26 protein-coding genes, 1 tRNA gene, 1 pseudogene and 1 riboswitch are annotated in these 22,846 nt (G+C 62.1%); of the genes and pseudogenes, 13 read left to right on the top strand and 15 right to left on the bottom strand.

What is annotated here, in order from left to right; genetic code table 11:
- Nucleotides 1-8 precede the first annotated feature (8 nt).
- A complete protein-coding gene (locus A6V37_RS15105) occupies nt 9-713 on the bottom strand; it encodes a TetR/AcrR family transcriptional regulator (RefSeq protein ID WP_082902938.1) in 705 nt (234 codons plus the stop codon).
- 297 nt (nt 714-1,010) lie between these two features.
- Between A6V37_RS15105 and A6V37_RS15100 the strand changes: the two genes are divergently transcribed.
- Together A6V37_RS15100 and A6V37_RS42345 are read left to right on the top strand one after the other, a co-directional pair.
- Nucleotides 1,011-2,156 (top strand): acyl-CoA dehydrogenase family protein, encoded by a 1,146-nt coding sequence (locus A6V37_RS15100; RefSeq protein ID WP_064286108.1) that lies wholly within the window; start codon nt 1,011-1,013, stop codon nt 2,154-2,156.
- A gap of 52 nt (nt 2,157-2,208) precedes the next feature.
- Nucleotides 2,209-2,365, top strand: a pseudogene (locus A6V37_RS42345) (MBL fold metallo-hydrolase); the annotation flags it as partial.
- Nucleotides 2,366-2,437: 72 nt separating this feature from the next.
- On the opposite strand, the gene A6V37_RS15095 reads toward A6V37_RS42345, so the two are convergent.
- The 9 genes from A6V37_RS15095 to ydfG all read right to left on the bottom strand — a co-directional run bounded on the left by A6V37_RS15095 (nt 2,438) and on the right by ydfG (nt 9,046).
- Nucleotides 2,438-2,513, bottom strand: a tRNA-Lys gene (locus A6V37_RS15095).
- 180 nt (nt 2,514-2,693) lie between these two features.
- Nucleotides 2,694-3,443 carry a tol-pal system protein YbgF gene (gene ybgF, locus A6V37_RS15090; RefSeq protein ID WP_064272514.1) on the bottom strand — a complete coding sequence of 250 codons (750 nt, stop codon included), beginning with the start codon at nt 3,441-3,443 and terminating at the stop codon, nt 2,694-2,696.
- A 19-nt stretch (nt 3,444-3,462) separates the two neighbouring features.
- Nucleotides 3,463-3,972 carry a peptidoglycan-associated lipoprotein Pal gene (gene pal / locus A6V37_RS15085; RefSeq protein ID WP_035552920.1) on the bottom strand — a complete coding sequence of 170 codons (510 nt, stop codon included), beginning with the start codon at nt 3,970-3,972 and terminating at the stop codon, nt 3,463-3,465.
- A 32-nt stretch (nt 3,973-4,004) separates the two neighbouring features.
- Nucleotides 4,005-5,297, bottom strand: coding sequence for a Tol-Pal system beta propeller repeat protein TolB (gene tolB / locus A6V37_RS15080; protein WP_064272513.1), 1,293 nt, complete (start codon nt 5,295-5,297; stop codon nt 4,005-4,007).
- Between the two features lie 139 nt (nt 5,298-5,436).
- The gene (gene tolA / locus A6V37_RS15075; protein ID WP_064272512.1) at nt 5,437-6,450 is read right to left on the bottom strand and encodes a cell envelope integrity protein TolA; all 1,014 of its coding nucleotides are present in this window, start codon (nt 6,448-6,450) and stop codon (nt 5,437-5,439) included.
- Nucleotides 6,447-6,893, bottom strand: a complete 447-nt coding sequence (tolR, locus tag A6V37_RS15070; RefSeq protein WP_064272511.1) for a protein TolR — start codon at nt 6,891-6,893, stop codon at nt 6,447-6,449. The genes tolA and tolR overlap by 4 nt, the downstream gene beginning before the upstream one ends.
- Nucleotides 6,894-6,903: 10 nt before the next feature.
- Nucleotides 6,904-7,581: a protein TolQ gene (gene tolQ / locus A6V37_RS15065; RefSeq protein ID WP_007584943.1), complete on the bottom strand. Its 678-nt coding sequence runs from the start codon at nt 7,579-7,581 to the stop codon at nt 6,904-6,906.
- A 156-nt stretch (nt 7,582-7,737) separates the two neighbouring features.
- Complete coding sequence (ybgC, locus tag A6V37_RS15060; protein WP_064272510.1) at nt 7,738-8,217, bottom strand: tol-pal system-associated acyl-CoA thioesterase; 480 nt, start codon at nt 8,215-8,217, stop codon at nt 7,738-7,740.
- Nucleotides 8,218-8,299: 82 nt separating this feature from the next.
- Complete coding sequence (gene ydfG / locus A6V37_RS15055) at nt 8,300-9,046, bottom strand: bifunctional NADP-dependent 3-hydroxy acid dehydrogenase/3-hydroxypropionate dehydrogenase YdfG (RefSeq protein ID WP_064272509.1); 747 nt, start codon at nt 9,044-9,046, stop codon at nt 8,300-8,302.
- A gap of 238 nt (nt 9,047-9,284) precedes the next feature.
- Nucleotides 9,285-9,393, top strand: a riboswitch (ZMP/ZTP riboswitch).
- A gap of 166 nt (nt 9,394-9,559) precedes the next feature.
- Here ydfG and glyA point away from each other — a divergent pair.
- The 7 genes from glyA (at nt 9,560) to A6V37_RS15020 (ending at nt 14,352) form a co-directional block, all read left to right on the top strand.
- A complete protein-coding gene (glyA, locus tag A6V37_RS15050) occupies nt 9,560-10,807 on the top strand; it encodes a serine hydroxymethyltransferase (protein ID WP_064272508.1) in 1,248 nt (415 codons plus the stop codon).
- Nucleotides 10,808-10,813: 6 nt separating this feature from the next.
- A complete protein-coding gene (nrdR, locus tag A6V37_RS15045; protein ID WP_064272507.1) occupies nt 10,814-11,296 on the top strand; it encodes a transcriptional regulator NrdR in 483 nt (160 codons plus the stop codon).
- A gap of 198 nt (nt 11,297-11,494) precedes the next feature.
- Entirely contained in the window at nt 11,495-12,061 is a 567-nt protein-coding gene (locus A6V37_RS15040) for a GspH/FimT family pseudopilin (RefSeq protein ID WP_064272506.1), read from the top strand.
- Nucleotides 12,058-12,504 (top strand): type IV pilus modification PilV family protein, encoded by a 447-nt coding sequence (locus tag A6V37_RS15035; protein WP_064286107.1) that lies wholly within the window; start codon nt 12,058-12,060, stop codon nt 12,502-12,504. The genes A6V37_RS15040 and A6V37_RS15035 overlap by 4 nt, the downstream gene beginning before the upstream one ends.
- Nucleotides 12,501-13,304 (top strand): PilW family protein, encoded by an 804-nt coding sequence (locus tag A6V37_RS15030; protein WP_278185313.1) that lies wholly within the window; start codon nt 12,501-12,503, stop codon nt 13,302-13,304. Before A6V37_RS15035 ends, A6V37_RS15030 begins: the two co-directional genes overlap by 4 nt.
- Nucleotides 13,305-13,402: 98 nt before the next feature.
- Nucleotides 13,403-13,912, top strand: coding sequence for a pilus assembly PilX family protein (locus tag A6V37_RS15025; RefSeq protein WP_064272504.1), 510 nt, complete (start codon nt 13,403-13,405; stop codon nt 13,910-13,912).
- 11 nt (nt 13,913-13,923) lie between these two features.
- Nucleotides 13,924-14,352, top strand: a complete 429-nt coding sequence (locus A6V37_RS15020) for a type IV pilin protein (RefSeq protein ID WP_423213174.1) — start codon at nt 13,924-13,926, stop codon at nt 14,350-14,352.
- 51 nt (nt 14,353-14,403) lie between these two features.
- On the opposite strand, the gene A6V37_RS15015 is transcribed toward A6V37_RS15020, so the two are convergent.
- The 3 genes from A6V37_RS15015 to A6V37_RS15005 all read right to left on the bottom strand — a co-directional run bounded on the left by A6V37_RS15015 (nt 14,404) and on the right by A6V37_RS15005 (nt 15,832).
- Nucleotides 14,404-14,889, bottom strand: a complete 486-nt coding sequence (locus A6V37_RS15015; protein ID WP_064272502.1) for a DUF3318 domain-containing protein — start codon at nt 14,887-14,889, stop codon at nt 14,404-14,406.
- A gap of 121 nt (nt 14,890-15,010) precedes the next feature.
- Nucleotides 15,011-15,397 carry a phage holin family protein gene (locus A6V37_RS15010; protein WP_064272501.1) on the bottom strand — a complete coding sequence of 129 codons (387 nt, stop codon included), beginning with the start codon at nt 15,395-15,397 and terminating at the stop codon, nt 15,011-15,013.
- Between the two features lie 132 nt (nt 15,398-15,529).
- A complete protein-coding gene (locus A6V37_RS15005; protein ID WP_064272500.1) occupies nt 15,530-15,832 on the bottom strand; it encodes an ElaB/YgaM/YqjD family protein in 303 nt (100 codons plus the stop codon).
- Between the two features lie 340 nt (nt 15,833-16,172).
- Between A6V37_RS15005 and A6V37_RS15000 the strand changes: the two genes are divergently transcribed.
- Complete coding sequence (locus tag A6V37_RS15000) at nt 16,173-16,811, top strand: peroxiredoxin (RefSeq protein ID WP_064272499.1); 639 nt, start codon at nt 16,173-16,175, stop codon at nt 16,809-16,811.
- A 137-nt stretch (nt 16,812-16,948) separates the two neighbouring features.
- On the opposite strand, the gene A6V37_RS14995 is transcribed toward A6V37_RS15000, so the two are convergent.
- Nucleotides 16,949-18,139: an acyl-CoA dehydrogenase gene (locus tag A6V37_RS14995; RefSeq protein WP_064272498.1), complete on the bottom strand. Its 1,191-nt coding sequence runs from the start codon at nt 18,137-18,139 to the stop codon at nt 16,949-16,951.
- Nucleotides 18,140-18,221: 82 nt separating this feature from the next.
- Between A6V37_RS14995 and A6V37_RS14990 the strand changes: the two genes are divergently transcribed.
- The gene (locus A6V37_RS14990; RefSeq protein WP_064272497.1) at nt 18,222-19,007 is read left to right on the top strand and encodes an IclR family transcriptional regulator; all 786 of its coding nucleotides are present in this window, start codon (nt 18,222-18,224) and stop codon (nt 19,005-19,007) included.
- Between the two features lie 50 nt (nt 19,008-19,057).
- On the opposite strand, the gene A6V37_RS14985 is transcribed toward A6V37_RS14990, so the two are convergent.
- A complete protein-coding gene (locus A6V37_RS14985) occupies nt 19,058-19,891 on the bottom strand; it encodes an EAL domain-containing protein (protein ID WP_064286106.1) in 834 nt (277 codons plus the stop codon).
- A gap of 305 nt (nt 19,892-20,196) precedes the next feature.
- Here A6V37_RS14985 and hmgA point away from each other — a divergent pair, with 305 nt between their 5' ends.
- Together hmgA and fahA are read left to right on the top strand one after the other, a co-directional pair.
- Nucleotides 20,197-21,543, top strand: a complete 1,347-nt coding sequence (hmgA, locus tag A6V37_RS14980) for a homogentisate 1,2-dioxygenase (protein WP_064272495.1) — start codon at nt 20,197-20,199, stop codon at nt 21,541-21,543.
- Nucleotides 21,540-22,841 (top strand): fumarylacetoacetase, encoded by a 1,302-nt coding sequence (gene fahA, locus A6V37_RS14975; protein ID WP_064272494.1) that lies wholly within the window; start codon nt 21,540-21,542, stop codon nt 22,839-22,841. The genes hmgA and fahA overlap by 4 nt, the downstream gene beginning before the upstream one ends.
- The last annotated feature ends 5 nt before the right edge of the window (nt 22,842-22,846 follow it).

Here is a 22,846-nt window from a genome sequence, read left to right as displayed (position 1 = left end):
TGGAATGCCTAGGTGGCTTCACTTGAGGACTTGCGCGGGCGGCCGCGGACCTTCGCGGATCCCGCTGCGAGTCCGTGCGATATGAAGTTGACGAACACCTCCGCGATTGCCTCGGGGCCGTACTCGCCTTCCGGATTGAACCAGTTAGGAATCCAGTTGATTGAACCCATCAGCCACGCAACGGCGAGCTTGGGCTCGCAAGGCGCGATCGAACCGTCGTTGATGCCGTCCTGCACGAATTCTCTGATACGCAGATCGAAAGCACGGCGGCGCTTGCGAATGATGTCCTGATGCTCGGGCAGCATGTCGTCAAGCGTGGACACGAAAGAGTGCGAAATGAAATCCCTTGCCATCAGCACGATGAACCGGCCGATTGTCCGCTCGAGCTTTTCCAGACCGGTCTTGCCGTGCTGGCCTTCCTCCAGCGCGGCGTCACCCATTTCGAGCACGAGCATCTGCGTTTCGAACAATAGCTCACGCTTGCCCTTCACGTAATAGTAGAGCGCTGCCTTGGTGACATTGAGCGCCTCGGCCACTTCGTCGAGCGAGGTGTTGTGGAACCCCTTCGTCTTGAATGCTCGACCCGCCTCGCGGATCAAGGCGGTTTTCTTCAACTGCTGCAGGTCTTCGCGCGACGGTAGCGCGTCTTTCCAGCGTGTGGACGACTCTTTCGATTTTCGGGTGCCGGGAGATTTGCGCGCCGTCGATGCCATCGTGGACTATCCCATTATTGATTCAGTGAATCTTACCACGCGGTCGAACCGATGTTGATCGCGCTCTTGCCATGACCGGGAAGGCCCGGTAACGGTCCAGCCCGCTACCGGGCAATGCCTTTTCAGTCAACGAAAGGAAGTTTCAGATTGACAATTTGACTTCGCGGTATAAAAATTTACTCGAAAGTAGAAAGTGCGTTGCGCAGCATGGATTGGTAGCGCGCCACAGGCAGCTGCGACGTTGCGGAACGAGAATTCAGCACGGCGATTGACGCCCCCGGAATACGGAGACAACCCATGGCAGATACATCCGCAGTATTTCTCACCGAGCAACAGATCATGATTCGCGACTCGGCGCGCCGCGTCGCTGCGGAGGTGATCGCGCCGACCGCTGCGGAGCGCGACCGCACGTCGGCCTGGCCGCATACCGAACTGAAGCAACTCGCGGAGCTTGGCTTTCTTGGCATGCTCGTTCCTGAAGAGTATGGCGGCGTGGGTGCGGGCGTTGTCGAATTCTGCCTTGCGCAATATGAATTCGCGGGTGCCGATGCAGGCCTTGCGACGATTCTGCACGTGCATAACTTCACGGCGCTGTGCATCGCGATCCACGGCACGGAGGAGCAAAAGCGCCGCTATTTGCCGGCGATGGCATGCGGCGAGTCAATCGGCGCGTTCCTGCTGAGCGAACCGCAAGCCGGCTCTGACACCGCCGCGCTGCGCGCGACTGGCCGCCGCGACGGCGACTACTACATTCTCGACGGGGCGAAACAGTTCATCTCGAACGGCAGCCAGGCGGGTGTCGCAATTGCCTTCGTTCTGACGAGCAAGGACGCGGGCAAGCGCGGCGCGAGCACCTTCATCATCGACCCGAAGCAGCCGGGTTACACGATCACTCGCATCGAAAACAAGCTTGGCCAGCACACGGCGCACACGGCAGCAATTTCGCTCGAAGGGTTTCGCGTGCCACGTGAGAACCTGCTGGGCGCCGAAGGCGAAGGCTATTCTCTCGTTATGTCCGGGTTGTCGGACGGTCGCATCGGTATCGCCTTTATCGCGGCCGGCGTCGCACGTGCTGCGCTCGACGCTGCTGTCGCGTATGCGAAGGATCGCGAGGCCTATGGCCGCCCGATTGCGGAGTTGCAGGGCGTAAGTTTCGATCTCGCGGACATGGCCGCTCAGGTCGAGATCGCGTACCAGTACTCGCTGCACGCCGCTCGTCTGTGCGCGGAAGGTATCGAATGCTCGAAGGAGGCGTCGATCGCCAAGCTCTTTGCGAGCGAGATTGCAGAAAAGGTGTGCTCGGAGGCTATCCAGATTCATGGCGGTTACGGCTACCTGACGGACTTCCCGGTCGAGCGCTATAGCCGCGATGTGCGTGTCTGCAAGATCTACGAAGGCACGAGCCATATTCAGAAGCTGATCATCGCCCGCAGCCTGATGTAAGGCCGATGCGAAGCCCGCATTGAGGCGCCTCTAAACCATGGGCAGCGATTCGATGTGTGTAGAACCTGACACGCGTTCGCTGCTTGTTTGTCTGCGCGGCGACGCGTCAGCGCCAGGCGGCGCCCGCGAGATCAAGCCCGGCGGTCATCTGGCTGCGCATGCCAATGCCGTTCTCGTTGGATCACATCATCCTGTGGGCGGTACGTGATGCGTGATGGCGCGGGAAAAACAAAGCCCCTACGGCAACCAGTACCGTAGGGGCTTGTTTTTACTGCGATTCTTGGTAGGCCGTACGGGATTCGAACCTGTGACCAACGGATTAAAAGTCCGCTGCTCTACCAGCTGAGCTAACGACCCAAAAGAGAAGCGAAATTATAGCGATAGCCTGTGCAGGCTGTCAACCCATGTCGACCATTCGCGCTACCGGCACTCCAGATAGTGAAAAGCCCGGGTATCACTACCCGGGCTTTTCAGCGAGAGGCGCGCGTGGCCTTGGCATCGGACACTACGCGTTACAGCCAACTGCTCAACCGACGACTACTTGATCTGCGACAGCTTGCTCTGGGCCGACTGCGCAACGTCCGTGCCGCCGTACTGCGCGACGATCTGCTCCAGCGTCTTCTTGGCCGCAGCCTTCTGACCTTGCTCAAGCTGATTGTTTGCAATCGCCAGCAGCGCCTCCGGCGCACGCGGATGCTGCGGGTAGTTCTTCACCACACCTTGCCAGGTCGCCGTCGAGCCCTTGTAGTCGCGCAATGCATACAGCGCGTTGCCGAGCCAGTACTGCGCCGTCGGCTGATAGGGGCTGTTCGGATACTTGGAGATGAAGGTGCGGAACGACGCCGCGGCATTCTTGAAGTCGCCGCTGCGGAACTGCTGGGAAGCCGCATTGAACGATTCAGTTTCACCCGGCTGCACCTCGCCCTGGACGCCGTCCACCGTTTGCTGCTGCGGCTCGAATTTCTTCAGACGCGTGTCCAGATCGGTGTAGTAGTCCTTCTGCTGCTTTTGCAGCGTGGCGAGCTGATTGGCCATATCCTCGTTCTGCCCACGCAGCGTAGCGACCTGCTGATTCAGCTGGTCGAGACGGTTGGACTGATCGAGGATCGTGCGCTGCGCGGCCGACAACTGGCTCGACAGGCTGTCGGTCTTCGTACGCAGATCGAGAATGGCCTGGCGGGCCTGATCGTCGTCGAAGATGCCCGCATGCGCGGGCACAGCCGCGAAGACCGTGCCCGCGACGCAGGCCGCTGCGGCAAACCGCAGCCAGGAGAAACGATGCGTCATTCGGCTCATCACCCGTTACTTACTGTTGGTACACGAGGTCGGCGCGGCGGTTTTGTGCCCACGACGATTCGTCATGACCGGTAGCTTGCGGCTTTTCCTTGCCGAGGCTCACGGCTTCCATTTGCGAGTCCGTCACGCCCATCAGCGACAGCGAACGGCGGACAGCTTCAGCACGCTTCTGGCCGAGTGCCAGGTTGTACTCGCTGGTGCCGCGCTCGTCCGTGTTGCCCTGGATCAGGACGTGACGCTGCGGATGGCTCTTCAGGTACTGCGCGTGTTGCTGCAGCAGCGACTGATAGTCATCTTTGACCGAGTAGCTGTCGAAGTCGAAGTAGATGCTGCGCTTGGCCAGCGGGCTGTTCGGGTCATTCAGCGGGTCGACATTGACCTGTGCGACATCGGTCGGGTTCGGCTGCGTCGAGACAGCGCCACCCTTGTTGGCGTTTTCGTCGAGCTTGACGCCCGAGTGACATGCGGCCAGCGCACCGACCATCAGAACGGCAAAAGCGAAACGAAGCTTGGACATCATTTTGTTACTCTCCTTGTGTTATTGCATCAACGTTATTGCATAAACGGGCCCCAGGACGGCTCGCGTACGCTACCACCCTGAACGGACAGGACCTGCCGAGTGCGACCATCAGTCGATACTGCGGCCAACACGCCACGGCCGTTCACCTCTGTGGCGTAAAGAATGTACTGACCGTTCGCCGCGAAGCTCGGCGATTCGTCATGTGTCGTGTCCGTCAGGCCTGTGGCGGTATTGCCTTGCAGGTCCTGGATATAGAGCTTGAAGCCGCCGCCGACGCGCGAGATATAGGCAAGCTGCTTGCCGTCCGGGCTCACGCGGGGGCTGGTGTTATAGCTGCCCGTGAATGTAACGCGTTGTGCGGCGCCGGCGCTTTCGCCTTGGGCCGACATCTTGTAGATCTGCGGTTGGCCGCCACGGTCGCTGGTGAAGTAGATCGACTGGCCGTCAGGCGAAAAGCACGGTTCTGTGTCGATCGAGCTGCCTTGCGTGAGGCGCCGCAGGCCGCTGCCGTCTGCATTGACGGCGAAAATCTGCGTGTTGCCCGTGCGTGAGAGCGCGACCGCCAGCGTGCGTCCATCCGGCGACCACGCCGGCGCACTGTTGTTGCCCTTCTGATCGGAAACGACCACGCGACGGCCCGTGGGGAGATCGTGGATGTAGACGATCGGCTTCTTCTTTTCAAACGAAACGTAAGCGACCTTGGTGCCGTCCGGCGACCATGCCGGCGAGATGATCGGCTCGGGGCTCGACAGGGCGATATGCGCGTCCTGGCCGTCCGAATCGGAAATCTGCAATTGATAACGGCCACCCGTCTTGATGACGTACGACAGGCGCGTGGCGAACACGCCGCGGCCGCCCATCAGCTTTGCGTAGATGTAATCCGCGACCTTGTGAGCGCTCATGCGCAAGCCGCTTTCCGGGCTCACCAGCACGAGGCCGCCGAGGCTTTCGCCCTTGACCGTGTCATACAGCTTGAAGCGCACTTCGTACTGCCCGTTCGGCAGGCGATTCACGCTGCCCGATACGAAAGCGTTCGCACCCTTGGCCTTCCAGCTGCCCAGGTCGACGGAGTCGGTTTCGGAGACCGGCGTCGAGCCGGCGTCGATATTCGTGAATTTGCCGCTGCGTTGCAGATCCTGGCGCACGATTGTGCTGACCTGCTGCGGCGAGTTCGCTTCATTGGCAAAATTTGCCGTGGCAATCGGAAACTGGGTGGATCCGACGCCTGTCACGAGGACGTTGAGTTGTGCGTTGGCGGCGCCGGCTACGGCGATCAGGCAGGACGCTACCAAAGTCCGCAGGCCTAGCTTGGTCATCAAACTCATGCTGTATGGATTCCCCAAAAACGGTTTTACTAACACTTCAAGACAGCAGAGAGACCCCAAAAGTCCCATTTCGTTCCCCGGCGCGCCCCGCTAGGCCTGGCGCCGGGTCTGCTGTCAACTGACTGTCAAACTGCTGCTATCAACTTGCCGGGCGTAACGTAATCAGGAAGCTGGTCGGTGTCTTGCCATTGATGTCCTGAGGCATCGGATCGGTAAGCTGGACCGCCCGGAGTGCGGCGTCGTCCCATGCCGGGTTGCCGCTGCTGCGCGAGATGGTTGCCCCAAGCAAGGTGCCGGTCGGCGAGCAACGCACGGAGACCACGGTCTCCAGTCCGCTCGTTTCGCCACCCCACGAGATGTGCGGGCGCACCGCACGACGCACCTTATCCGAATACCCAGGCGATGTCGCATTGCCACCCGAGCCACTACCCGTGCCACTCTTGCCAAGCCCATCGCTGGTCGAACTCGTGCCGCCGGCGGAGCCCTGCATCATCTGCGCGAGGCGAGCCCGGCGTTCCGTATCCAGCTTCTTCGCCTGAGCCGCAGCGTCGGCCTGCGCCTTGGCTTTCGCCGCTTTCTGCGCGTCGGCCTTCTTCTGCGCTTCAGCTTCGGCCTGCTTCTGCTGTTCCTGCTGTTCTTTCAATTGCTCCTGCTTTTGCTGCTCGGCCAGTTGCTGTTGCTTGAGCTTGTCGGCCTGCTGCTGTTGCAATTGCTTCTGCTTCGCGGCAGCGGCTTTCTGCGCGGCGAGTTGCGCCGCCTGGTCGGCCGCCAGCTGTTGCTGACGTTTCGCCTCCGCTTCCTGCTGGGCTTGCAGCTTCTGCAGACGCTGCTGCTCCGCCAGCTGCGCCTGACGGGCTGCTTCCTGTTGCTGCCGCTTTTTTTCCTGCAAAGCGATGTCGGCCTGTTCGTCCGGCAGCGGCGGAGCGGGGGCGACCGGCACGGGCGGAGGCGGCGCGGGGCGCGGAATCGCCGTATCCGGCACCTCGGTCCACAGTTCCGCTTCTTCCCCTTCGGGTGTGCTGTTTTGCCAATGAATACCGTGGTACAGGAAGAACCCGAGCAGCAGGTGCATCACCAGCGCGAACACAAAGGCGCGCCCGGTACCGCGTTCACGCGGTGGCTGGAGCGGGTATTCGGATTTCTTGCGGATCATTGCGATTTGACGAGCAATCCAACGCGTTTGACGCCGCGGGCTTTCAGTTCGGACATCACGTTCATCACGGTTTCGTACTTGACCGTCTTGTCGGCGGCGATCACGACAGGCTGGTCAGGGTGCGACTGCGCGCGGTCGGAAATGAAGCCCCGCAGGTCGGCTTTCGTCATGTCTTCCTGTTGCTGCGCACCCGAGTCGTCCTTGTATTTGACGCTCATGTTGCCGTCTGCGCGAATATTCACGATCACGGGCGGCGTTTGCTGCTGTGGCGCGGCGCCGCCGACGGTCGGCAGATTGACAATCGACGGGGCGACGAGTGGCGCGGTCACCATGAAGATCACAAGCAGCACGAGCATCACGTCGATGTACGGCACGACGTTGATGTCGGCCATCGCGCGGCGCGAGCGGCCGCCGCGCATGCTGGAAGGGCGAGAGCCTGCCATCGTGAGCTCCTTAGTGTGCCTGGCGCTGCAGGATGTTCGAGAATTCTTCGATGAACGTCTCGAAGCGGATCGCCAGTCGGTCGATGTCGTGCGCGTAGCGGTTGTAGGCCACCACGGCCGGAATCGCGGCGAACAGGCCGATTGCGGTGGCGGTCAGCGCCTCGGCAATGCCCGGCGCGACGTTTGCCAGCGTGGCCTGCTGCACGTTGGCAAGGCCGCGGAACGCATTCATGATCCCCCACACCGTGCCGAACAGACCAATGTACGGGCTGACCGAGCCGACAGATGCGAGAAAGGCGAGGTTCGCTTCGAGGACGTCCATTTCACGCTGAAACGCGGCGCGCATGGCGCGGCGTGCGCCGTCGAGAATCGCGCCTGGATCGTTCAGGCGCTTTTCCTTGCCCTTCAGGAATTCGCGCATGCCGGATTCGAAAATTCGCTCCAGCGCGCCGATCGTATGGCGGTTGTTCGCCGCGCTCTGATAGAGCGCCTGCAGGTCGCCGCCCGACCAGAAATCGCGTTCGAAACGTTCAGTTTGCGCCCGCGCCCGGCGAATCGCAAACCACTTGCGGAAGATGAAAGTCCACGACATCAGCGACAACAACAGCAGCAGCGCCATGACGGCCTGTGCCAGCAAGCTCGCATTAAGTACGAGAGAAATGATCGATAGATCTTGTGTAGTGTTCATAAAGGTTCGTTTTAACGTCCCGGGAAGGGGGCGTCCGGCTGCAAGGCCACTCGAAGCTTGCCGTGAGCAAAACGGAAGCATCGGCGAAATTGCAAGCCGAACCATGCTTTGTGTTGCTTGATCGATACGAGTTCACTGGCCCCGTAACAACGGGGTTCAGTCATGGTTCGTTGACACGTCGCCGTGACTCACGCCCGGCCCACGCCGCAAAGCTGCAAGAACCTGCGGAGGAATCGCGGCCGGCCGTAGCGCAATGCGGTCGACACAGCCGACGCGGATGGAGCCGGTGGCAAGCAGCGTGTCATTACGCCACGCCTCCTGCGCGAAATCGACCGATGCCCTGCCAAGACGCTCGATCCGGCTGACAACGTTGACGATGTCGTCGAGCCGGGCCGGCGCCCGATAGTCGACCGCGGTGCTGCGCACGATGAAAATTGCACCGGTTTCGTCCGCAAGCCGGTTCTGGTCGACGCCACAGGCGCGCAGCCATTCAGTGCGCGCCCGCTCGAAAAACTTCAGGTAGTTCGCGTAAAACACGATGCCGCCGGCGTCGGTATCTTCGTAATACACGCGGATTGGCCACGTGCAGCCGATTTCGGTGCCGGGCTGGCTGGTCGACATATTCATGCCGCGCATTTTACCGGAACGCACATCCCGAGGTCTGTTTCAAGATGTGCGCCCCGTCTGGCGGGCTTCAGCGGCGATTTCAGCCGGAAATTCAGCCGCGATGCACGGACAACGCGGCGAACGTTTGAGCCACCGGCATCAGCTCGATCGTGTTGATGTTGACGTGCGCCGGGCGAGTGGTGATCCAGTAGATCGAATCAGCGATGTCTTCGGGGGTCAGCGGTTGCACGTTTTCGTACATTTTGCCGGCCCTCGCGTCGTCACCGCGAAAACGCACGTTGGAGAACTCGGTGCCGCCGCACAGGCCCGGTTCGACGTCAGTCACGCGAAGCGCAGTGCCGGCGAGGTCTGAGCGCAGATTCAGGCTGAACTGGCGCACGAACGCCTTGGTTGCGCCATACACGTTGCCGCCGGCATACGGCCAGTTGCCGGCCGCGGAGCCCAGATTGACGATGTGCCCGCGGTTGCGCTCCACCATGCCGGGCAGGAGCGCGTGCGTGACCTGCACGAGGCCCGTACAGTTGGTCTCGATCATGGTCGTCCATTCATCCAGACTCGCTTTTTGCGCAGGCTCGATACCGAGCGCGAGGCCCGCATTGTTGACCAGCACGTCGATTGCAGCGAAACCCGCCGGCAGCGAGGCCGGCACCGCCTCGACGGCGGCGCGGTCGCGCACGTCCAGTTCGTAAGGCAGGAGAGCGTCGCCGAGTTCGTCGGCGAGTGCCTGCAGGCGGTCTTTACGGCGTGCAGTGGCGACGACGCGATGGCCGCCCTTGACAAAGGCGCGAGCGATAGCGGCGCCGAATCCCGCCGATGCTCCGGTGACGAACACGATCATTGCAGTTCCCTGGTCGAGAAGAGAGAAAGGCCCCAAGCCTACTTTCATTGCGGCGCTGCGGCAAGGATGAACCAGTTGCATCAGCGGTTGTGGCAGGGAGGCACCGTGAATTCGGCGCGGACATTTATCAGACGTTTGAATGCCGCGCCGGGCGGCCTGGCCGTCCGCGTGGCGAGCGCCCGCCGGGGCGCCCGGAGGCCGGTTGCCTATTCGATCCTCTTCCAATAAACTAACGCGCTCATCCCTGCGTGACTGGCGATAGAACCGGTTCAAGCAACCGGGTTCAAGGTGGAGCAACCCACCGTGAAGCGCAGGGTGCCGTTTTGCCGTTCGCCTGGGCAGCTGTGATCCGCGCGCAATGATCTGCGCTGACGGTGGCTGTCCTGCCTCGCGTGTGCGGCGTCTCTCCATCCGCCACGTCAGGGCTGGCCTAGCCGCCAGCAGCGCTGCGTACCCTCTACGCAAGATTCGGCGCACGATCCGGTCAACCTGAACACACTCAACGGAATCCGTATGTTTGACAGAGCCCAAAGCACCATCGCCAACGTCGATCCTGAACTCTGGAAGGTCATCGAGCAGGAAAACCGCCGTCAGGAAGAGCACATCGAACTGATCGCGTCGGAAAACTATACGAGCCCGGCTGTCATGGCTGCACAAGGCTCGCAACTCACGAACAAGTACGCTGAAGGGTATCCGGGCAAGCGCTATTACGGCGGCTGTGAATTCGTCGACATCGCCGAGCAGCTCGCGATCGACCGCGTCAAGCAACTGTTCGGCGCCGAAGCGGCGAACGTGCAGCCGAACTCCGGCTCGCAAGCCAACCAGGGTGTGTTCTTCGCCATGCTCAAGCCGGGCGATACCATCATGGGCATGAGCCTCGCGCACGGCGGCCACCTCACGCACGGCTCGCCGGTCAACATGTCGGGCAAGTGGTTCAACGTGGTGAGCTACGGCCTGAACGAAGCCGAAGACATCGACTACGACGCTGCCGAGAAGCTCGCTCAGGAGCACAAGCCGAAGTTGATCGTAGCGGGCGCCTCTGCTTTCGCGCTGCGTATCGATTTCGAACGCCTGTCGAAGATCGCCAAGTCGATCGGCGCGTACTTCATGGTCGACATGGCGCACTACGCCGGCCTGGTTGCCGCGGGTGTGTATCCGAACCCGGTGCCGCACGCCGATTTCGTCACCACCACCACGCACAAGAGCCTGCGCGGCCCGCGCGGCGGCGTGATCCTGATGAAGGCCGAGTTCGAAAAGCAGATCAACTCGGCCATCTTCCCGGGCATTCAGGGTGGTCCGCTGATGCACGTGATCGCCGGCAAGGCCGTGGCTTTCAAGGAAGCGCTGTCGCCGGAATTCAAGGCGTACCAGCAGCAGGTCGTGGAAAACGCCCGCGTGCTGGCCGAGACGCTGGTCAAGCGCGGTCTGCGTATCGTGTCGGGCCGCACCGAAAGCCACGTGATGCTGGTCGATCTGCGCGCGAAGAAGATTACCGGCAAGGCTGCGGAAGCCGCGCTCGGCGCCGCGCACATCACCGTCAACAAGAACGCGATTCCGAACGATCCGGAAAAGCCGTTCGTGACGAGCGGCGTGCGTCTCGGCTCGCCTGCCATGACCACGCGCGGCTTCGGCGTCAAGGAAGCGGAACAGGTGGGCAACCTGATTGCCGACGTGCTGGACAACCCGGAAGACGCAGCCACGATCGAACGTGTACGCGCGCAGGTTGCAGAGCTGACCCAGCGCTTCCCGGTTTACCGCTAAGCCGTTATGCATTGCCCCTTCTGCCGTCACGCCGATACGCAGGTTGTCGACTCGCGCGTATCCGAAGACGGTGCCACGATTCGCCGGCGCCGCCGCTGCCCGGCCTGCGACAAACGTTTCACGACGTATGAGCGGGTCGAGCTGGCGTTGCCGTCGGTCGTCAAGAAGGATGGCAGCCGCACGGAATTCGACCGCCGCAAGATCGTAGCGAGCATGCAACTGGCACTGCGCAAGCGCCCGGTTGCGGCAGACGCGATCGACGCGGCCGTTGCACGCATCGAATACCAGTTGCTCGGCAGCGGCGAGCGCGAGGTGCGCAGCGAGCGCCTCGGCGAACTCGTGATGAACGAGTTGCGCGCGCTCGACACGATTGCCTACGTTCGTTTCGCTTCCGTCTACCGGCGCTTTGAAGACGTCTCCGAATTCGAAGACGTGATCGAAGAATTTCGCCGCGCCACTTCTCCTCCCAAGCCTTCCCGCAAGCGCTAGTCGCTGCCGCACTTCATGTTGCGTTCTGGAGGCTGTTTTCCTCCGCGTTGTTTGGCGCATCCGCATCTCCCGCTTCCGTTGTGGTTCGTCGCGTGAATTCTTGCGCGGGATAGCGTCTGAATGCCACCTGGCCATTCGGCCGATTGTTGAGGTGTTTGCGATTCGCTAGATTGGCTGCATTCTTCGAAACGATCAGGGATGCAGATGAAATGGGATGTGGCCAATCCACCGCCATGGCGCGGTTTCACGCTTGTCGAGACGCTCGCCGTCATCGCGCTGCTGGCGGTCGTCGCGGTGATGGCGACGCCGTCGTTCGTAGCGTGGCACGTGCGCGACCAGGTCGATGCACGCGCAAGAGCACTTGCCTCGACACTGGCCTATGCGCGCAGTGAAGCATTGCGCCGCGGTGCACGCGTCACTGTGTGCCGGATCGATGCGGCACGACAGTGCCTGACCGCGGGGCAGTCGTGCAGCAATGGCGTCGCCGACTGGTCCTGTGGTTGGGCCGTGCTGGTGGAACAAGGCGGCACCCGCGCGCTGCTGCGCGCGCAGCCCCTGCTCGCGGCGGTGAGCATCACTGGGGTGCAGACGAATCTCACGTTCACGCCGCCGGCCGGACAACTGATCGGCACGTTCCGCAGTTTCGACATAGCGCCGCGCTCCCCCGCCAGGGCAACCCAAGGAAACAAATGGCGGCGCTGCATCCACATTGCCGCGGGTGGCCGCGCGCGGATTGTCGAGGGTGCGTGTGGAGCAACCTCATGAGACGGTACTGGCAGATCCCATGTTTGCCCCACCGCGGCTTGAAATGCGGCGGTAGCTCATTGATCGAAGTCATGCTGGCAGTCGCGTTGATGGCGGTCACAGCGTTAGGGCTTATCGCCGGGCAATTGTGGACCGCCCGCGAAGATCGCGCGATGGCGCTGCGCGAACAAGCAGCGTGGATAGCCGATTCCGTGGCGGAAGCGATGTACACGCCCGCCACGGGTGATCCCGCGATCAGGCAATGGGATGCGCGGGCGGCGGCCGTTTTACCCCACGGCCAAGCATCGGTAACCGAAAGCGGCGGGGTGTCTGCGGCCCGTGTGACCTGGGAATCGCTGCGTGACATGCCGCATGCGGACGACGTGATCGACAAGCCAGCATCTTGCGGCGGTGTGGATCTTCCCGTGGGCTCCTCATGCGTTGCACTGGCGTTTGCGAAATGATGCGGCGTTCAAATCCTGCTCGCGGTCATACGTTGCTTGAGTTCGTGATTGCTATCGCGCTGGGGTTAGTCGTGACAGCGGGCGCCGCGTCACTCTATACGACGCAGCGGGCCGCTTTCGATCACGCGAGCGACGCCATGCGGATCCGCGAAGCCGGCCTGATCGCGTTGGCGCTGATTGGCCAGCAGTTGCAAATGGCCGGCTTCGTACCCGCGGACGTTTCAAGCTACAACGGTCCGCCACCGTTGTTCGGCTGCTCGGGTGGCCGTCCGACTGGCGCGGACGACAGTCTGGCCTGTGAAACGTTGCCGAGTCGTTCGGACGGGGTTGCGGTCCGTTACGTGGGTGACAGCGTCTCCACATGGCCATCGGCGACTGGACAGGCAACCGACTGCCTTGGCCAGGCTGTGACAGGCAACCATCCAGTTGCAGGAGGCCAGGGCGTATGGGTAGTGAACCGGTTTTTCGCCAGAGTCAGCGGTTCGACAGGCGAGCCGGAACTTTACTGTGAGGGCAACGGCAAGGCGGGGTCTGCGCAGCCGCTGGTGGAGGGCATCGAGCGCGTGCGGATCAAATATTGGCTGGCCGGAGGGTTAGGAGCAGTCGACGCGTCGTCAATTAGCGTCACTCAATGGGCAAAGATCGTCGCCGTCGATCTGTGTGTCCTCGTACGCGGTGCGCCGCGAGGGCAGCGCTCGCGCTATGTCGATTGCGACGGGGTGACCATTCTTGGTACCGATTCGAGGCCGCGCCAGGCATTCTGGCGGCGCGTGGCGATACGCAATCATGCGGAGGATTAACCGTGACGCAGCGATCAGTTAGCCCGCAGCAAGATCGCGAGGACGGGCAGCGCGCCTCATGCGACGAGCGGGCAGAAACCTTAGGCTGCCTGAGCGTCATGCGACGCAGATCACGTGGCCGTCAGCGTGGCGTAGTTCTGCCAATCGTGCTGCTGATATCAGCCATGATGCTGGCCACGTCTGCCGCGTGGTTTGAATCATCGCTTGCGGCCGCGCGCGGCGCCGCCAACGTGCGCGAGTATCTGCAAGCCTTTCAAGCCGCAAATTCGGCGCTGACCTTATGCGCTCGCAGTGTGGTCTCGTCAGCAGGAATGCAAACGGCCGCGCCGCCGCTTGCATCCGTCGAGCCGGCGCAATGGAAAGTCGAATCCGCCTTCGAAGCAGGCGCTATCGAACCCGTCGCGAGATGGCCCGGATCGCTGCGCGCGCCACAATGTCTGGTCGAGGCATGGCGCCTGGCTACCCGCGCGGACGCCCAGGCGTATTTACTGACGTCGCGCGGTTTCGGCCGGACCAAAGAGTCGCAGGTGTGGCTGCAAATGGAACTGGTGATCGAGGGGGAGAAGATCGAACGTCACTGGCGCCGCGTCGCCTCCCGGCCATTTTGACGGGGAGCATGATGAAGCCGCCGCCATCCGCATTCACGTTGCTCGAACTGGTGATCACACTGGCGATAGCCGCCACGCTGGCGGTGTTTGCCGTGCCTTCGTACCAGCGGCATGTCGTACGAAGCCATCGAATCGATGCAGCGTCCGCGCTCTATCGGGCCGCGCAATTCGTCGAAGGCGCAACAAGCGACAGCGCGCCGGCACTCCCGCCAGGCCTGGATCAGGCGCCGCAGTATGGCGCGCCTGTCTATCGCTTGCACGTGCTGCCCGCAGACCAGGCAAACGGTGGCTACGCGATCGAGGCGGTACCGAGCGAAACCGGTCCAATGCACGACGATCCCTGCGGCATTTTCACACTCGATGCGACAGGGCAGCGCGGCAACAGAAGTGGGGCAAACAGCGTGACGCCGGCAAGCGGCGAGTGCTGGAATACGAGCTAGACAATCAGCGGGGCAGTAAGACGTCGCGAGGCATGACGCCTCAGTAACCGCTCAGTAGCCGTTATCCGGCGAGCCGGCTTTGTCGCCGGTGGAGGCAGAAGCGGCCTTCTCGCGCTTCATCTGCTGCCAGATCCGGTACGCTTCCCACCCGGCGAGCACAAGGCTGCCCCACTTGAGCGCGGGCTTGGCGCCGGCCACGACCGTTGCGCGCAGCGGCTTGGCAAGAACGATCGACGCGATCGAACTGATGAGCGGATATTGTTTGAGGAGCGCGCCGATGCTCGTGGCGTTGAGAATGCCCGCCTTCGAACCGCTGCCTGTGCGCATGCCGGCAAAACCCGGCACGATGAATTTGAGCCAGCTGAAATGCGTGACTGCCTGCCGAAATTCAATGGTCGCCTGCGCGAGTTCCATGCGCTCGACATCCGCGCGCACCAGCAGCAACTCCTTGCGTAGCGCACGCAAATGCGGGGTGCTCAGATCTCTGGCGTGGTGGCGCGTGTTACGGAATGCGGTGTCGGAATGAATCTGGCTCATGGCGTGTCGGCGGCGGTGAAAGTCAGACAGCGGATAAACGTTGCAAATAAGCGCTGCAAATCGCTCGAGGTTCCCAACCTGGGCGCGGAGCGGGCAAAGCACTCCCGTTACGCCCTCGGTGTCACGGCTTGCGGAATACCTCGCGGTCTTTTTCGAACTCGGCGATGGTCGCTTCGAACACCATCGGCGCGTTGCGTAAACTGCTGCGCGCTTTCAGCGCGCAGGCCAGTCCCGCTATCGCGTAGACGACGGTGATGCCGGCGAGCGCCTGCAAGCGATAAGTGTCCCAGAACGCGATGGCGATCAGCGCCGTCAGCGCGATCAGGGCCATCGTGGCGAGCATCATGGCCGCAAGGCCAAGAAATAGCACGCCGAGCAAGCGGTCCTTTTCTTCGGCGAGTTCAATGCCGACCAGTTCCAGCCGCGTTTGCAGTATCGCAAACACGGAACTGAGGATGCGGCGCAACGGACTACGCTCTCCGCGCTGCGATTGTGTTTCGATCGTCATGGCTATGGACGTTGCGCGTGAAGGCCTAACCGGCGCATGCATGCGCCGGGGAAAGCGGGCCGGCCAGGCGTGCGCCGGGCGACTCGATTCGCTGGTGCGCCGGACGCGGGTCGTCCGGCCTCGTCACCAGTCTTACTTGCGATTGATCAACAACCCAAGCAGGATGCCGGCGCCCGCAGCGATGCCGATGGATGCCCACGGATGCTCATGCACGTAGTCGTCGGTGGCGCGGGCGGCCTTCTTGCCTTTTTCGACCACCACGACCTGCACGTCAGCCGCTTTTTCCTTAGCCTGCTTCAGGCGCGTAAGCGCCGTTTCACGCAGTTCCGAAGCGCGCTCGCCGGTGGCACTCGCGGCCTGTTTCAGCAAATCTTCTGCGTCCGCGAGGACGGTTTTGATATCCGACATCAATCTCTCCTTGTTGACTTCCGACATTGACAGCTCCCTTCATATCACGCCACGCGTGAATCGTAACCAAAGAAACGGCCGCTGGCGAGGGTATGGTTCCACTGTCTCGCCAGTTCGCATGAACCGTTCCCGGTTGAAGCATAGGCAAAAAAATGCTCCACCTGCACAACCGCGTCGGCAAAGTTTGCCAAAGATGGAGTTGATCTGTCCCGCAAAGTTTCCACTAAATCGGTGAAAATTACAAAAACGCATAAAGTAGTGACGCGATGTTGGTTCGTCGTGTAACGTCGCGCCCTTATGCTTTGCGTCTGCGGGGCGGCGCGAGCGGTTGCTCGCGCGCAATGTCCAATAACCTTAAAGGATCAACATGAGTTTGCGTCTTGGCGATATCGCACCGGATTTCGAGCAACTGTCGAGCATCGGGCCGATCAAGTTCCATGAATGGCTGGGCGATAGCTGGGGCGTGCTGTTTTCGCACCCCGCCGATTTCACGCCGGTCTGCACGACCGAACTCGGCCTCACCGCGAAGCTGGCTGAGGAATTCGCGAAGCGCAATGTGAAGACCATCGCGCTGTCGGTCGACAGCGCCGAGTCGCACAAGGAGTGGATCAAGGACATTAACGAGACTCAGGCCGCCAACGTCGGCTTCCCGATTCTCGCTGACGGCGACCGCAAGGTTGCTGAGCTCTACGACATGATCCACCCGAACGCCAGCGAGACGTTCACGGTCCGCTCGCTGTTCGTGATCGACCCGAAGAAGAAGGTGCGCCTGACCATCACGTATCCGGCCAGCACCGGCCGCAACTTCGACGAAGTGCTGCGCGTGATCGACTCCCTGCAACTCACGGACAACCATTCGGTCGCCACCCCCGGCAACTGGAAGCAGGGCGATGACGTGGTGATCGTCCCGTCGCTGAAGGACGAGGAAGTCATCAAGCAGAAATTCCCGAAGGGCTACAAAGCATTGCGCCCGTACCTGCGCATGACGCCGCAGCCCAACAAGTAAGCGCGTGATGAGCCACGAAGCGCGCAGTTAGCTTCAGGACGTTAAAAAGCCCGGTCATCGTCATTGATGACCGGGCTTTTTTATCGAGGCAGTACCAATACCGCCGCTCGCGCCGCAAGCGGCGCGTCAGAAGACTTTCAGAAGAACGCCTGGATGCCGGTTTGCGCGCGCCCGAGAATCAGCGCGTGAATGTCGTGCGTACCTTCGTACGTGTTCACCACTTCCAGATTCACGAGGTGCCGGGCGATGCCGAACTCGTCCGAAATGCCATTGCCGCCGAGCATGTCACGCGCGAGCCGCGCGATATCCAGCGCCTTGCCGCACGAATTGCGCTTCATGATCGAAGTGATTTCGACCGCCGCGGTCCCTTCGTCCTTCATGCGGCCGAGGCGCAGCACGCCTTGCAGGCCGAGCGTGATCTCGGTTTGCATGTCGGCGAGCTTTTTCTGGATCAGCTGGTTGGCGGCGAGCGGCCGGCCGAACTGCTTGCGATCCAGCACGTATTGACGCGCGGTGTGCCAGCACGCTTCGGCTGCGCCGAGCGCACCCCAGGCAATGCCGTAACGCGCCGAGTTCAGGCACGTGAACGGGCCGCGCAAGCCGCTGACTTCCGGGAAGCGGTTTTCTTCCGGCACGAACACCTCGTCGAGCACGATCTCGCCGGTGATCGACGCGCGCAGGCCCACCTTGCTATGGATGGTGGGAGCCGACAGACCCTTCCAGCCTTTCTCGAGAATGAAGCCACGGATCTGGTCCTTGCCGTTTTCTTCGAGCTTCGCCCACACGACGAACACGTCGGCGATCGGCGAATTGGTGATCCACATCTTCGAGCCTGACAGCGAGTAGCCGCCGTCGACCTTTTTCGCTCGCGTGACCATGCTGCCCGGATCGGACCCATGGTTCGGTTCAGTCAGGCCGAAGCAGCCGATCCACTCGCCGGTGACGAGCTTCGGCAGGTACTTCTGCTTCTGCGCTTCGGAGCCGAATTCATAGATCGGCACCATGACCAGCGACGACTGCACCGACATCATCGAGCGGTAGCCGGAATCGACACGTTCCACTTCCCGCGCGATCAGGCCGTACGCGACGTAATTCAGACCGGGGCCGCCATATTGCTCGGGAATCGTCGGGCCGAGCAGGCCGAGTTCGCCCATTTCGCGAAAGATCTCGACGTCGGTCTTTTCATGACGGAACGCTTCGAGCACGCGCGGTTGCAGCTTGTCCTGTGCGTAGGCCGCGGCGGCGTCGCGCACCATGCGTTCGTCTTCGGTGAGCTGCTGATCCAGCAGCAGCGGGTCTTCCCAGTGAAACTGCGCGGCCTCGGCCATGACGTATCTCCTGAATCCTGCTTGACGTAAGTTCCGCCATGCGGAACAATGTTTTGCAAACCACGTCCGAGTGTACCACCCCATGACGCCTGTATCCACTCTCTCCGAACCGCTAGACGAACGCAAATTCGTCGTTGCCCTGGCACGCGGGCTGGATCTGCTGCGCGCTTTCAAGCCGGGCGAAACGATGCTCGGCAACCGCGATTTCGTCGAACGCACGGGTTTGCCGAAGGCGACCGTCAACCGTCTCGCCTACACGTTGACCGTGCTCGGCTATCTGCGGCTCGACGAAACCCTTGGCAAATATGCGCTCGACGCCGGCGTGCTGTCGCTCGGTTTCGCGCTGCTCGCGGGCACTGACACGCTCGAACTGGCGCGCCCGCACATGCGCGCCTTCGCGCGCGAAGTGGGCGCGGCGGTCTCGCTCGGCTGCCGTGACGGGCTCGACATGGTTTATCTCGAGACGATCCGCAGCGAAACTGCGCTGACGCTCGGGCTGGCGTCCGGTTCGAAACTGTCGATGTTGACCAGCTCGATGGGCCGGGCCTATCTGGCCGTGCAGCCGGCGGACGTGCGCGCCGCGCTGCTGGTCGAACTCGGCAAGGCTGCCGGCGACGAGGGCGTGGAGCTGGTGGCCGGTGCGGAACAGGAAATCGAGGCCTTTGCCAAGGCGCGGTGCTGCTATTCGTTCCGCGCGTGGCATGACGATGTGAACGCGGTGGCAGTGCCGTTTCGCGAGCCACGAGAAGGGCGCTGGCTGGTGCTGAGCTGCAGCGGGCCGGCTTCGTCGATGGGAGAGGAGGTGTTTCGTGAAAACGTCGCGCCCCGGCTGAAGGCGCTTGCCCGGCGCCTGGGCGAAACGGCTTGAGGCGACGGCGGCAGGGCGCTGCCGCATCTCAACGCGCAGCTGAGTCGCCCTCAGGCCGTCCGGTCATGGTAATGGGCGTTGAACAGCGGCCCTTGCACGAAGCGCACGTCGTACTGCTGCAGCGCTTCGAACTGCGTTTCGCTCACCACACCGTTGAAGATCAGCGGAACCCGCAACCGGCCGGCGTAGCCGACTAACGGCTTGACCATCGCATCGCGCAACGCGATGCCCGCATCCATCTTGATGAAGTCGAGCCGCGCCGTTTCCGACACCGACAGAATTTGTCCGGCATTGGACAGATTGCCGGCCACCTTGAAGCCGTAGCGCTGATAACTCGTGGTCAGATAGCCGAGAAAGGTCTTGTGCGCGACGGCCGCGGCCGGCAGCTCGATCACCACTCGCGACGGGTTCAGGCCGAACGACACCAGGATGGTCGAGAAATGCAGCCCGTGATCGTACTTCACGCTCTTCAGCAGCCGTTCGTGCACGCGCAGAAAGAGCAACCCATGCCGCTGCGCGCCGAAGAAATTGATGGCGTGCAGCGCGCGCGACATCCGGTCGAGCGCGACCAGTTCCTGATCGTCGGCAATCCGGTCGAACGGATCGAAGACTTCGAACGGCGCGGCGTCGAGCCGCTGCGTGACGGCCTGAAACCCGAGTTCATCGCCGAAACGGTCTACGCCTTCTGCCCCGCAGGAGAGCGACTGCGCGAGCGCGTGCACGCTGATATCGAAGATCGGTTCATAGGCGCTGGTGAGTTCAAGGCCGCCGGATTGCGCTAGTGCGACGTCGTGATGCATGCCTTGTCCCATCATCAGGTGCTGGCCGAGAAACGGGTGGTCGGCGGCACGGGCAATGAGGTTGGGGATGGTTGGCAGAATCATTTAGGCGAATGAATAGCAAAAAAGGCAGGCGCGCCAGGCGCTCGGCAACGCGACTCGGTTGCCGCATGCCTTGATGGTAGCAGTCCGGACCGCGATTACATGAACATATTGCTCATAACGTTATCCGCCGAACGCCTGTGCACACGGCCCGTCCGAGGGTTTTTCCGAGGATCTCCAGGGTTTACGTTAATTTCTCTATGCGTAATTCGTTTTACTATACGTAAATTGTGATGCCGCGACATGCCCGCTGTCAGGGCCGCGGACCGCGTGAGTCGAGAAGATTGAGTATCAACGGAGAGCCTTGCATGGATACCCCAACACGTACGCCGAATACCGCCAGTTCGCGGCCCGAGATCGAGCCGGGCTATCAGTCGGGCTTCGCGAACGAATTCGCGACGGAGGCCTTGCCCGGCGCTTTGCCCGAAGGCCGCAATTCGCCGCAGCGCGCGGCCTATGGCCTGTATGCCGAACAATTGTCCGGCACTGCGTTCACCGCGCCGCGCAGCCATAACCGCCGCTCGTGGCTGTACCGGATACGGCCGGCCGCCGTGCATCAGCCGTTCACGCCGCTGCCTTCGGACCGGCTCGTCGCCAACTTTGCAGATGTACCGCCCACGCCGCCCAACCAGCTGCGTTGGGACCCCTTGCCGATGCAGGCCCGGCCGACAGATTTCATCGACGGCTGGGTGACGATGGCGGGCAACGGCTCGGCGGAAGCGATGAACGGCTGCGCGATCCACCTGTATGCGGCGAACCGCTCGATGACGGAGCGCTTCTTCTACAGCGCCGACGGCGAGTTGCTGATCGTGCCGCAGGAAGGGCGGCTCGATATTGCGACCGAATTCGGCCGGCTGGCCGTCGAGCCGTTTGAGATCGTGGTGATTCCGCGTGGCGTGCGCTTCGCGGTGAGCCTGCCGGACGGAGAGGCGCGCGGCTATATCTGCGAGAACTTCGGCGCGCTGCTGCGGTTGCCGGACCTCGGCCCGATCGGCTCGAACGGCCTCGCCAATCCGCGCGATTTCCTCACGCCGCACGCCGCCTACGAAGATCGCGAAGGCGACTTCGAACTCGTCGCCAAGATGAACGGCAACCTGTGGCGCGCGAGCATCGGCCATTCACCGCTCGACGTGGTCGCGTGGCACGGCAATTACGCGCCGTACAAGTACGACCTGCGCCGCTTCAACACGATCGGCTCGATCAGCTTCGATCATCCGGATCCGTCGATCTTTCTGGTGCTGCACTCGCCAAGCGACACGCCGGGCGTCGATACGATCGACTTCGTGATCTTCCCGCCGCGCTGGCTCGCCGCCGAAGATACGTTCCGCCCGCCCTGGTTCCATCGCAACGTCGCGAGCGAGTTCATGGGTCTCGTGCACGGGGTGTACGACGCCAAGGCCGAGGGTTTCGTGCCGGGCGGCGCAAGTCTGCACAACTGCATGTCGGGTCACGGCCCGGACGCGGAGACGTTCGAAAAAGCTTCGCATGGCGATACGTCGGTGCCGAAGAAAGTCGGCGACACGATGGCGTTCATGTTCGAGACCCGCACGCTGATCAAACCAACCCGCTTCGCACTCGAAACCTCGCAACTGCAGGCGAACTACTACGAATGCTGGCAAGGCCTCAACAAACACTTCAACCCGGAGCAGCGATGAACGCATTGAGCGATCTCCAGGCGACGCTCGATCCGTCGCGCAAAAGCTGGATCGAGTCGGCTAACGATTCCACTCAGGATTTTTCGATTCAGAATCTGCCGTTCGGCATTTTCAGCGACACGCGCGATGCCACGCGCCGCGTGGGCGTCGCGATCGGTGACGAGATCGTCGACCTCGCCGCGTTGCAAGCGGAGGGTTTGCTGAAGCTGCCGTCGAAGGCCGACGTGCTGACGCGCGACACGCTGAATGAATTCATCGCGCTGGGCCGCGATGCATGGCGCAGCGTGCGGGTTCAGTTGAGCACGCTGCTGGCGCGCGACACGGCGACCTTGCGCGACGATACGGCGCTGCGCTCGAAAGTGCTGGTGCGCCAGGCCGACGCGCAATTGCATCTGCCGGTGCAGATTCCAGGCTACACCGACTTTTATTCGTCGAAGGAGCACGCGACGAATGTCGGCTCGATGTTCCGCGATCCGAAGAACGCGCTGCTGCCGAACTGGTCGGAGATGCCGATCGGTTACAACGGGCGCCCGTCGTCGGTGGTGGTGAGCGGCACGCCGGTACGCCGTCCTAACGGTCAGTTGAAGCTGCCGGATCAGGAACGTCCGGTGTTCGGCGCGTGCCGCAAGCTCGATATCGAACTGGAGACGGGCTTCGTGATCGGCGCGGGCAACGCATTGGGCGAACCGGTTGCGTGCGCCGATGCCGAGGCGCATATCTTCGGCATGGTGCTGCTGAACGACTGGAGCGCGCGCGACATCCAGCAGTGGGAATACGTGCCGCTCGGCCCGTTCAACGCGAAGACATTCGCAACCACCATCTCGCCATGGATCGTGACGCTCGACGCGCTCGAACCGTTCCGCGTCGCGCAGCCGGTGCAGGAGCCGCAGCCGTTGGCCTACTTGCGCCACGACGGCGAGCACGCCTTCGACATCACGCTGGAAGTCACGCTGCGTCCGCAACAGGCGAAGCAGGCGAGCACGATTTCGCGAACCAATTTCAAGCACATGTACTGGACGATGGCGCAACAACTCGCGCATCACACGGTATCGGGCTGCAATACGCGAGTGGGCGATCTGATGGGCTCGGGCACGATCAGCGGTCCGACGGAGGATTCGTGTGGCAGTCTGCTCGAATCGACATGGAACGGGAGCAAGCCGCTGACGCTGCAAGAAGGCGGCTCGCGTAGTTTCATCGAGGACGGCGACGAACTGACACTGTCCGGCTGGTGTCAGGGCGTTGGCTATCGGGTCGGTTTTGGCACGTGCGTTGGGGAAATCCTGCCGGCGCTCAGCTGAAGTAA

Source organism: Paraburkholderia ginsengiterrae, from assembly GCF_001645125.1.
Lineage (GTDB): Bacteria > Pseudomonadota > Gammaproteobacteria > Burkholderiales > Burkholderiaceae > Paraburkholderia > Paraburkholderia ginsengiterrae.
This window is presented reverse-complemented; position numbering and strand designations above follow the sequence as displayed.